The sequence below is a fragment of the Marinactinospora rubrisoli genome (assembly GCF_042664915.1).
Lineage (GTDB): Bacteria > Actinomycetota > Actinomycetes > Streptosporangiales > Streptosporangiaceae > Marinitenerispora > Marinitenerispora rubrisoli.
Map to the genome: position 1 here is coordinate 1,016,951 of NZ_JBHTBH010000001.1, position 9,508 is coordinate 1,026,458.

A 9,508-nucleotide genomic window follows, 5' to 3' on the forward strand; every position below is an offset into this window, starting at 1 on the left:
CCGGAGGCCCCAGGTCACGGGGTGTTGTTCGCCAGTGCGATCAGCCGGGCCTCGCTGCCGTTGAAGACGTTGCGGTCCACGTTGCCGCCGATGCCCGGCACCGAGCCGGTGCTGGTGTACTGCCAGAAGGTGTGGACGCCGAACCCGCTCGGCATGGTGGGGCTGGGCGCCGTGGTCCAGCTCGCCACCCACAGCGGGTTCGTCGCGGCGAAGGCGTTGCTGCCGCCGGCGCAGTCGTCCCACCAGCCGCGGCTGGTGTAGATCACCACGTCGCGGCCGGTGCGGGCGCGGTAGGTGTCGCTGAAGTCCCGCGTCCAGGCGACGATCTGCGCGGGCGTCATGCCGTAGCAGTGCGGCTGGCCGGCGGTGTCCTCCAGGTCCAGGGCGCCGGGGAGGGTGCGGCCGTCCGCGGACCACGCTCCGCCGTTGCCGGCGAAGTAGTTCGCCTGGTCCGCGCCGCTGGAGCGGTTCGGCTCGGCGAAGTGGTAGGCGCCGCGGATGATGCCGGCGTTGTAGGCGTTGACGTAGTTGGCGTTGAAGTTGGGGTCCCGGTAGTTGGTGCGCTGGGTGGCCTTGATGTAGGCGAAGCGCACCCCGGACGCCGCGACGGCCCCCCAGTCGATGCCGCCCTGCCAGTGCGAGACGTCGATGCCGGGGACACCGGCGGGCGCCGCGCGGGTGGCGAGTTCCGCCGGGGAGGATTCCTGGGCGTGCATCGCCATCTGGCGGGCGTCGGCCGGCCGGGCGGGGTCGGCGAGTGCGGGGGCGGGGGCGAGGACGGCGGCGACGGCCAGGGCGGCGGACGCGATTCGGGCCAGGGGTCTTCTCATGGAGCGTCTCGTGGACACGGCGGTTCTCCTTGCGGGGTGAGCGGGGGATCCCGCAGCGGTGACGGCGCACGTCCGGTGGGTCCGCGACGCTGTGTGAGCGCTCCCTGATCGTCCGTGCGCAGATGACATTGCACACGGGACATAAGTCGGGCGGCAATAGGCCCACGGGCCCATTGCGGACCGGGACCGGCCGGGCCCGCCAGCGCCACGTGCGGGTTCGCCGATACCGGGCGGGCGTGGCCTCAAGCGGTCAGCGCACGGCGCGCGCCGTTCGCGGAGGACACCGCCGGGCCACCGAGGTCTCCTACCCAGCCGGTGGGTATGGAACGACATTCGGCTAGGCTGAGGGCATGCTGAGGATTGATCGCTCGATCTACGACGAGATCGTGGCGCACGCCCGCCGCGACCACCCCGACGAGGCGTGCGGCGTGGTCGCCGGCCCGGCCGGGTCCGACCGGCCCGTCCGGTTCGTCGAGATGATCAACGCCGAACGCTCCCCGACCTTCTACCGCTTCGACTCCCTGGAGCAGCTCAAGGTCTGGCGGGAGATGGACGAACGCGACGAGGAACCGGTCGTGATCTACCACTCCCACACCGCGACCGAGGCGTACCCCTCCCGCACCGACGTCTCCTACGCCTCCGAGCCGAACGCCCACTACGTCCTGGTCTCCACCCGCGAGCCGGACACCGTGGAGTTCCGCTCCTACCGGATCGTGGACGGCGTGGTCACGGAGGAACCCGTCGAGATCTCCGGCGGCGCCGGCCACCCCTGACCGGCCGGCCGCCTTCCGGAATCACAGGGCGCCCGCCCACGTTGCACACGTACGCGAGAGGCCGACGACGCGGCGCGGAACGCGGCATTCAGTGCCACCGCACCGGTGCACCGGACCGCGCCGAAGGCCCGACGACACCGACGAGCACCAGAGCGCTACGGAGAACACACCCATGGCCATCGAGGTCAGCATCCCGACCATCCTGCGCAACCTCACGGGCGGCGCCAAGACCGTCGAGGGCGAGGGCGACACCATCCGCGCACTCGTCACCGATCTCGACAAGCGCCACCCCGGCCTCGCCGAGCGGCTCGTCGAGAACGACGCGCTGCGCCGGTTCGTCAACGTCTACCTCAACGACGAGGACGTCCGGTTCATCGGAGGCATCGACGCGCCGGTGAGCGACGGCGACACCGTCACGATCCTGCCGGCCGTCGCCGGCGGCATGCGCTAGCCGCCATGCGGTTCGACTCACTCCTGGACTCCCTCGGCAGGACCCCGCTGGTGGGCCTGCCGCGGCTGTCCCCCACGCCCGACGTCCGCCTCTGGGCGAAACTGGAGGACCGCAACCCCACCGGCTCGGTCAAGGACCGCGTCGCCGCCTACATGATCGAGCAGGCGGAGAAGGACGGCCGGCTCACCCCGGGCCGCACCATCCTGGAACCCACATCGGGCAACACCGGCATCTCGCTCGCCATGGTGGCCCGGCTCCGCGGCTACCGGATGGTGTGCGTCATGCCGGAGAACACCTCCGCCGAACGCACCCAGCTGCTGCGCATGTGGGGCGCGCAGATCCACTACTCGCCGGCCGAGGGCGGGTCCAACGAGGCCGTGCGCGTCGCCAAGCGCATGGCCGAGGAGCACCCCGACTGGGTGATGCTCTACCAGTACGGCAACCCGGCCAACGCCCGGGCCCACTACGAGACCACCGGGCCGGAACTGCTCGCCGACCTGCCCGGCATCACGCACTTCGTCGCGGGCCTCGGCACCACCGGCACCCTCATGGGCGTCGGACGCTACCTGCGGGAACAGCGACCCGGTGTCCAGATCGTGGCGGCCGAACCCCGGTACGGCGAACTCGTCTACGGGCTCCGCAACCTCGACGAGGGATTCGTGCCCGAGCTCTACGACGAGAGCGTCCTGACGACCCGGTTCTCCGTGCCGGCCGAGGCCGCCCTGCGCCGGACCCGCGAACTGCTCGACCAGGAGGGCATCTTCGCAGGCATCTCCACCGGCGGAGCCCTGCACGCCGCACTCGGGGTGGCGGCGCGCGCCGTCCGGGCCCGTGAGCGCGCCGACATCGCGTTCATCGTCGCCGACGCCGGATGGAAGTACCTGTCCACCGGCGCCTACGAGGGCACCCTTGAGGAGGCCGAGTCCCGCTTGGACGGCCAGCTCTGGGCCTGACCCGCCACACGCGCCGGGGCCGCCCGGTCCCGGCGCGTCCGGCGGGCGTTCCCCCGGCGCCAGAGGCCCCCTGCCCGCCCGCGCCGCGGACCCGGTTCGGTTCAATGTCCCAATGAGCCGATTCGACGACGCCACCTCCGTCACCAAGAGCGCGGACGCCCCCGATGGCCCCGGCACGGGCAGGTACTCCGCCGACCTCGATCCCGGCTACCTCATCGGCACCGCCATCAACGGCGGCTACCTGATGGCGGTGCTGCAGCGCGCCGCCCTCGCCGAGTCCGGGCACCCCCACCCCGTCTCGTCCTCCTACCACTTCCTGCGCCCCGCCACCGCCGGCCCCGCCGACGTCGAGGTGACCGTGCTGAAGCACGGGCGCACCGTCACCACCAGCCAGGTGCTCCTGCGCCAGGACGGCCGCCCGCTCGTCACCGGGCTGATCACCTCGGCGACCCTCGACCCGGCCGCCGGCCCCGCGTACGGAGCGCCGGCCCCGGCCATCCCACCGATCGAACGGTGCCGCGCCTTCGACCCACGGCAGAGCCGCGACACCATCGGCGGCTTCGCCGACCGGGTCGAACTGAACTTCGCCCCCGAGAGCCACCGTGCCCTCAGCGCCACCCTCGCCGCGGACGCGCCGCGCGACGAACCGCCCGGCACCGCCGAACTCCACGGCCACGTCGGCCCGGCCGCGACCGACGGCGCACCGGCCGACCCCGTCGCGTTCGTCCCGCTGGCGGTGGACGCCCTGCCCCCCATCGTCGCCGTGCTCCAGCCCTGGCGGTGGGCGCCCACCGTCGAGCTCACCTGGCACCTGCGGGCCCTCCCGCACCCCGGGCCCCTCGCCTTCCGCTCCCGCGCCGACCTCGTCAGCGACGGCTGGTTCGACGAGACCGTGGACCTATGGGACATCAAGGGCCGGCTGGTCGCGCAGAGCCGCCAGCTCGCCCGCGTCGGGCGGTGACCCGGACGCGCCGGGCACACCCCGTTTGACGTGGCCGAACCCGGCGCGGGGTAACGTGTGACGGAGTCACATGTGATTCACACCGCCTGAGACCCGGACCACATTCGGTACCGCCTGACCAGGCATTGGGGTAGACCCGTAACACGGAGACGGCGATCTCGTAACATGCGGAGGCCCTCCGCGGAGGCAACTCACCGAAAAGGCAGTTCGACGTGCGACTCACGATCATCGGCTCCTCCGGGAGCTTCCCCGGCCCGGCCAGCCCCGCCTCGTGTTACCTCGTGGAGGCCGACGGGTTCCGGCTGCTGCTGGACCTGGGGAACGGCGCGCTCGGCGCGCTGCAGCGCTACACCGACATCTACGCCATCGACGCCGTCTACCTCAGCCATCTGCACGCCGACCACTGCTTCGACCTGTGCTCCTACTGGGTGGCCCGCACCTACCCGGTCAGCGGCCGCAAACCCCGCATCCCCGTGTACGCCCCGCGCGGCGTCGCGGACCGCATGGCCGAGGCGTACGGTCTCGACCCCGACCCCGGCATGCGCGAGACCTTCGACTTCCACGAGCTGACCCCCGGCCGGCACTGGATCGGCCCCTTCGGCGTCCACGTGCAGCGCGTCAACCACCCCGTCGAGGCGTTCGGCATCCGCCTGGAACACGGCGGCGCCGCCCTCACCTACTCCGGTGACACCGGGCCGTGCGACGAACTCGTCCACCTCGCCCGCGACACCGACCTGTTCCTGTGCGAGTCGTCCTTCCACGACCACCAGGACCACCCCAAGGACATGCACCTCACCGGCAGCGAAGCCGGCGAGCACGCCCGCCGCGCCGGCGCGCGCCGTCTCGTGCTCACCCACCTCGTGCCGTGGAACGACGACGAGCGCAGCCTGGCCGAGGCGCGCACCACCTACACCGGCCCCGTGGACCTCGCCCGGCCCGGCGCCGTCTACGAGATCACCGGATCCGGGGTGCGCGCCGCACAGCGCGCCGGAGTCTCCTGACCCCGGTCCGCCTCAGCCGTCGCCCTCCTCCAGCAGGTCGCGGGCCGTCGCCACCGACACCTCCAGCAGGTCCTCCTCGCTGACCCGCCCGGCGTTACTGGTGCTCGTCACCTGCAGCCCCGGAAGGTGCAGCGCGACCCCGGAGAACACCCCACCGCGGCGCCACTGCGCGATGCCGCCCAGCTCGGCCACCTCCTCGGTGCTGAAGAAGTCCGGATCGGCCGCCACCGAGGCCGGCACGTGCCCGGGGTACTCCACCAGGCTGCCGGACGGCGTGTAGGTCACCATGACCACCTCGCTCCAGTCGTCGCGGCTGAAACCCGCCCACGAGCATTCCAGCCGGGTGTCGGTGCGCACCTCCTCGAACTCGGGCTCGGACAACCGGTCGGCGAACGCCGCCATGTGGTCGGTCAGCCCCGTCTCGGTGCACGACTCCGGGAGCGGCAGCGGCTCGACCGGCTCGGCGCTCGCACCGTCGCTCGGCGTCGGCACCGGCCGGGCGTCGACCTCCGACGGCGGCGGCGACTGCGGTGCGGACGCGGCGCCCCCCGCCTCGGCCGGGTCGCCGGCCGGTGCACACGCGGCCATCAGGGGCACCACCACCACGGCGGTCGCGCCGGCGCTCAACGTGCGCGTCCACCGGGCCCGCCCGCCGGTGAACCGGCGGACGGTGCCGGGGAGCAGGGCGCTGGCGGGCGGGATCGTTCTCGGGGCGTGGCTCATGGTGTGGCGACCTTCAGCATCCGTGCGACCGGGGGGACGCCGGCGCCCGGCGAGCCTGTCGCGGACGTCGGCGCCACCATGGTGTCATCCCCGCGGTAACGGATCGATGGAGAGCGCCGCTGCGCAGCCTCTTCGGCCGGGCCCGGCCCCCGCCGCGGTCCGCACCGTCCCGGCCATCCCCACCCGGCGCCACCGATAGGCTCGCTACATGGCTCGACCCGACGGACGCGCTCCGAACGAACTCCGGCCCGTGACCATCAGCCGCAACTGGCTCCGGCACGCAGAGGGCTCCGCTCTCGTCGAATTCGGCGACACCCGCGTGCTGTGCGCGGCGTCGGTCGAGGACGGCGTCCCGCGCTGGCGCCGCGGCACCGGCGAGGGCTGGGTGACCGCCGAATACGCGATGCTGCCTCGCGCCACCGACACCCGCGGCGCCCGGGAATCCGTCAAGGGCAAGATCGGCGGACGCACGCACGAGATCTCCCGCCTCGTCGGGCGCTCACTCCGGGCGGTCGTCGACTTCAAGGCGATGGGCGAACACACCATCACCCTGGACTGCGATGTCCTGCAGGCCGACGGCGGTACCCGGACCGCCGCCATCACCGGCGCCTACGTCGCGCTGGTCGACGCGGTGAAGTTCCTCCGCAGGCAGCGCAACCTGAAGAAGAACCCGCTCACCGGCTCGGTCTCGGCCGTGAGCGTGGGCGTCGTCCAGGGGCAGCCGCGGCTCGACCTCAACTACCTGGAGGACTCCGTCGCCGAGACCGACATGAACGTCGTGGTCACCGGTGAGGGGCGCTTCATCGAGGTGCAGGGCACCGCGGAGCGTGAGCCGTTCGACCGCGGCACCCTGGACAGCCTCCTCGACCTCGCCGTCTCCGGCTGCACCCAGCTCGCCGAGCTGCAGAAGAAGGCCCTGGCGGGATGAGCGGCGTCATGACCACGCGCACCATCGTGCTCGCGACTCGCAACGCCAAGAAGGTGCCCGAGATGCGGGCCATCCTCGCCGAGGCCGGCCTCGACGTCGAGGTGGTCGGGCTGGACCGCTACCCCGATGCTCCCGAGGTGCCCGAGACGGAGCCCACCTTCAGCGGCAACGCCCTGCTCAAGGCCCGGGCGATCGCCCGCCACACCGGCCTGCCGGCCGTCGCCGACGACTCCGGGCTGCAGGTGGACGAGCTGAACGGGATGCCCGGGGTGCTGTCCGCCCGCTGGTCCGGGAGCTTCGGCGACCGGTCGGGCGACCGGGACGCCGCCAACCTCCGGCTCGTCCTCGACCAGCTCGCCGACACCCCGGCCGAGCGGCGTGGCGCCAGGTTCGTCTCGGCGGCGGCCATCGTGCTGCCCTCCGGCGAGGAGCGGGCGGTGGAGGGAACGGTCGCCGGCCACGTCATCACCGCGCCGCGCGGCGGCAACGGCTTCGGCTACGACCCGATCTTCGTACCCGACGGCGAGACCCGGACCATCGCGGAGCTGACCGCGGAGGAGAAGAACGCCATCAGCCACCGGGGCGTCGCGTTCCGCCGGCTGGCGCGGGTGCTGCGCGAACTTCTCTGAGCCACCGGGCGCCGTGCCCGCGGCCGGCCGGCCGCGGGCACGGCCCATGTCAGCCGCCCTGGACGTAGCCCAGGATCTCGTGCACGCAGAGCACGATGAACAGCAGCCCGGCGACGGCCAGGCCCACGTTGCTGACGATCCCGTTCCGCCACTCACCCGGCACCCGCTTGCTGTTCAGCAGCCACAGCAGCGTCAGCGCCAGGAACGGCATGAAGAACGCGCCCAGCACGCCGTAGATGACGACGAGCTGGAACGGGCGGTCGAACAGCAGCAGCAGCATCGGCGGGAAGGTCAGCCACAGCAGGTAGCCGCGGAACTCCCAGCTGCGCTCCCGCTCCTCCACCGGGCGGTTCGCCCGGCCGCGCAGGTGGCCGATGAAGTCGGCGAACATCAAGCTGACTCCGTGCCAGACGCCCAGGATCGAGGAGAACGCCGCCGCGAAGAACCCCACGAGGAACACCACGGAGAGCACCCGGCCGAACCGCTCCTCCAGGACCCCCGCGAGGTCCAGCAGGCCGCGGTCGCCCTCCGAGAGCGCGATGTTCGTGGCGTACAGCAGCTCCGCGCCGACGATCAGCATGGCGATCACGAAGACACCGGTCATGACATAGGCGACCCGGTTGTCCCACCGCATCATCCGCATCCAGGTGGCGTCCCGCCATCCCTTGGCGTTCACCCAGTAGCCGTAGGCGGCCATGGTGATCGTGCCGCCGACCCCGCCGATCAGCCCGAGGGTGTACACGGCCGAGCCCTGCGGCAGCAGGGGGACGAGTCCCTTGACGGTGGCGACGATGTCGGGGGTGACGAACAACGCCAGGCCCACGACGGTGACGAACATCAGGCCGATGAGCGCCGTCATGGCCTTCTCGAAGACCGCGTACTGGTTGAACCACACGAAGAGCAGGCCGGCGACGCCGCACAGCATCGCCCACGCCCAGAGCGGCAGAACCGGGAAGAGCGCCGCGAGGGGCAGGGCGCTGGCGGACATCGCGGTGGCGCCATAGAGGAAGCCCCAGATGACGATGTAGGGGCCGAAGTAGAAGTGCGTCCAGCGGCCCAGGCTGCTCCACCCATCGAAGATCGTCCGCCCGGTGGCGAGATGCCAGCGGCCGGTCGCCTCGGCCAGCGCGATCTTCACGAGGCAGCCCACGATGGTCGCCCACAACAACGTGTAGCCGAACCGCTCCCCGGCGATCAGGGTCGCCACCATGTCGCCAGCGCCGACCCCGGTCGCCGCGACGACGATGCCCGGGCCGATGAGTTTCCAACTTGTCGTGCGTTGTTCGGTCAGTGCCACGGTGTCCCTTCCCCAACCACGAACGGTGCGAAAAAGCGTATTTCCGTCATCGCGCCTGGCAACGGGTGTGGCCAAGTCGTCGCCTGATCGATATGACCTGGATCACGCAGGGTGAGCAGCGCTGTCGTTCGGACGTCGGCCGGCGGCTCTCCGGTGAGAGCGCGGCGTGCCGGCGACGGGGTGGTTCGGACACCCGACGCGGAGTGGGGCCCGGCTTGCGTCCTCGGCGGGATGGGGTAATGTTCTCCGAGTCGCCACATGAGAGCCCCTCGGGTTTCGCATGCGGCGCCGACTTCGGGCGAGCCGGGTCGGAGCAGCGGCTCCGGGGCGGTACACTCGGAGTCACGGGTCCAGGAACCGGACACCCCCATGGGGTGGGCGGCTGGAGCCACCTCCCTCGGACGAGACGGACGCGGATAGCGGCCGTTTTCCCGGAATTCCTACCAGGTGCACACCGCGAGTTCGTGGTGGAAACCTGGAATCGTTCCGAAATGTGCGTTGTTCGCGCTTTTCGGAATGAACAGGATAAGTCCGATTGTCGGAGTTGAAACGCCGAAACCAGCGATTTGGTGAAGCGGAACGGCTCTGATAAAGTGGAGACACAACAAAGCGGATTCGCCGCCTCGATAGAAGAGCTGGTTCCGGGTTGTTCCGGTTGCTTGTATACGAGTGAAGCGGTTGTTTCTTGAGAACTCAACAGCGCGTGTTTGTTTTCTTTGTGCCAAAGTTTGTTTTGGCCCCGTGGCATCATCGATGGATGGTGCCGGGGTTCCTTTGATTGACCGGCCTTTCGGGGCCGATCGTCAGGGTTTCTCTTCGAGGTTTACCGCCATCTGGGTTTCTGGGTGGTGGTTGTTCGGCCTTTGATGGAGAGTTTGATCCTGGCTCAGGACGAACGCTGGCGGCGTGCTTAACACATGCAAGTCGAGCGGTAAGGCCCTTCGGGGTACACGAGCGGCGAA

General features: G+C 71.0%; 10 protein-coding genes and 1 rRNA gene. 8 read left to right on the forward strand and 3 right to left on the reverse strand.

The genetic code is table 11. The annotated features are described in order from the left end of the window. Positions 1 to 14: 14 nt before the first annotated feature. Complete coding sequence (locus ACFQRF_RS04270; RefSeq protein ID WP_379868948.1) at positions 15 to 830, reverse strand: GH25 family lysozyme; 816 nt, start codon at positions 828 to 830, stop codon at positions 15 to 17. 350 nt (positions 831 to 1,180) lie between these two features. On the opposite strand from ACFQRF_RS04270, the gene ACFQRF_RS04275 reads away from it, so the two are divergent. From ACFQRF_RS04275 to ACFQRF_RS04295, 5 genes are all read left to right on the forward strand, one after another. Then, positions 1,181 to 1,603: a M67 family metallopeptidase gene (locus ACFQRF_RS04275; protein WP_379868950.1), complete on the forward strand. Its 423-nt coding sequence runs from the start codon at positions 1,181 to 1,183 to the stop codon at positions 1,601 to 1,603. 172 nt (positions 1,604 to 1,775) lie between these two features. Further along, on the forward strand, positions 1,776 to 2,054 hold the full coding sequence (locus tag ACFQRF_RS04280) for a MoaD/ThiS family protein (RefSeq protein ID WP_379868951.1): 279 nt from the start codon (positions 1,776 to 1,778) through the stop codon (positions 2,052 to 2,054). 5 nt (positions 2,055 to 2,059) lie between these two features. Next, positions 2,060 to 3,007, forward strand: coding sequence for a PLP-dependent cysteine synthase family protein (locus ACFQRF_RS04285; protein ID WP_379868953.1), 948 nt, complete (start codon positions 2,060 to 2,062; stop codon positions 3,005 to 3,007). Positions 3,008 to 3,119: 112 nt separating this feature from the next. Next, positions 3,120 to 3,968 carry a thioesterase family protein gene (locus tag ACFQRF_RS04290; protein ID WP_379868954.1) on the forward strand — a complete coding sequence of 283 codons (849 nt, stop codon included), beginning with the start codon at positions 3,120 to 3,122 and terminating at the stop codon, positions 3,966 to 3,968. Positions 3,969 to 4,180: 212 nt separating this feature from the next. Further along, on the forward strand, positions 4,181 to 4,969 hold the full coding sequence (locus ACFQRF_RS04295; protein ID WP_379868956.1) for an MBL fold metallo-hydrolase: 789 nt from the start codon (positions 4,181 to 4,183) through the stop codon (positions 4,967 to 4,969). A 12-nt stretch (positions 4,970 to 4,981) separates the two neighbouring features. Here ACFQRF_RS04295 and ACFQRF_RS04300 read toward each other — a convergent pair whose 3' ends face one another. Then, positions 4,982 to 5,692 (reverse strand): hypothetical protein, encoded by a 711-nt coding sequence (locus ACFQRF_RS04300; RefSeq protein ID WP_379868957.1) that lies wholly within the window; start codon positions 5,690 to 5,692, stop codon positions 4,982 to 4,984. 250 nt (positions 5,693 to 5,942) lie between these two features. On the opposite strand from ACFQRF_RS04300, the gene rph reads away from it, so the two are divergent. Beyond that, the gene (rph, locus tag ACFQRF_RS04305; protein WP_379869046.1) at positions 5,943 to 6,620 is read left to right on the forward strand and encodes a ribonuclease PH; all 678 of its coding nucleotides are present in this window, start codon (positions 5,943 to 5,945) and stop codon (positions 6,618 to 6,620) included. Between the two features lie 8 nt (positions 6,621 to 6,628). Further along, positions 6,629 to 7,249, forward strand: a complete 621-nt coding sequence (rdgB, locus tag ACFQRF_RS04310; protein WP_379868959.1) for an RdgB/HAM1 family non-canonical purine NTP pyrophosphatase — start codon at positions 6,629 to 6,631, stop codon at positions 7,247 to 7,249. 49 nt (positions 7,250 to 7,298) lie between these two features. Here the strand turns inward: rdgB and ACFQRF_RS04315 are convergent, their stop codons facing one another. After that, positions 7,299 to 8,546: an Nramp family divalent metal transporter gene (locus ACFQRF_RS04315; protein ID WP_379868960.1), complete on the reverse strand. Its 1,248-nt coding sequence runs from the start codon at positions 8,544 to 8,546 to the stop codon at positions 7,299 to 7,301. Between the two features lie 863 nt (positions 8,547 to 9,409). On the opposite strand from ACFQRF_RS04315, the gene ACFQRF_RS04320 reads away from it, so the two are divergent. Then, a 16S ribosomal RNA gene (locus ACFQRF_RS04320) occupies positions 9,410 to 9,508 on the forward strand; the annotation flags it as partial.

Coding starts and splice junctions, on each gene's coding strand:
- ACFQRF_RS04270 (WP_379868948.1), bottom strand. CDS start 830: ATGAGAAGACCCCTGGCCCGAATCGCGTCCGCCGCCCTGGCCGTCGCC.
- ACFQRF_RS04275 (WP_379868950.1), top strand. CDS start 1,181: ATGCTGAGGATTGATCGCTCGATCTACGACGAGATCGTGGCGCACGCC.
- ACFQRF_RS04280 (WP_379868951.1), top strand. CDS start 1,776: ATGGCCATCGAGGTCAGCATCCCGACCATCCTGCGCAACCTCACGGGC.
- ACFQRF_RS04285 (WP_379868953.1), top strand. CDS start 2,060: ATGCGGTTCGACTCACTCCTGGACTCCCTCGGCAGGACCCCGCTGGTG.
- ACFQRF_RS04290 (WP_379868954.1), top strand. CDS start 3,120: ATGAGCCGATTCGACGACGCCACCTCCGTCACCAAGAGCGCGGACGCC.
- ACFQRF_RS04300 (WP_379868957.1), bottom strand. CDS start 5,692: ATGAGCCACGCCCCGAGAACGATCCCGCCCGCCAGCGCCCTGCTCCCC.
- rdgB (WP_379868959.1), top strand. CDS start 6,629: ATGACCACGCGCACCATCGTGCTCGCGACTCGCAACGCCAAGAAGGTG.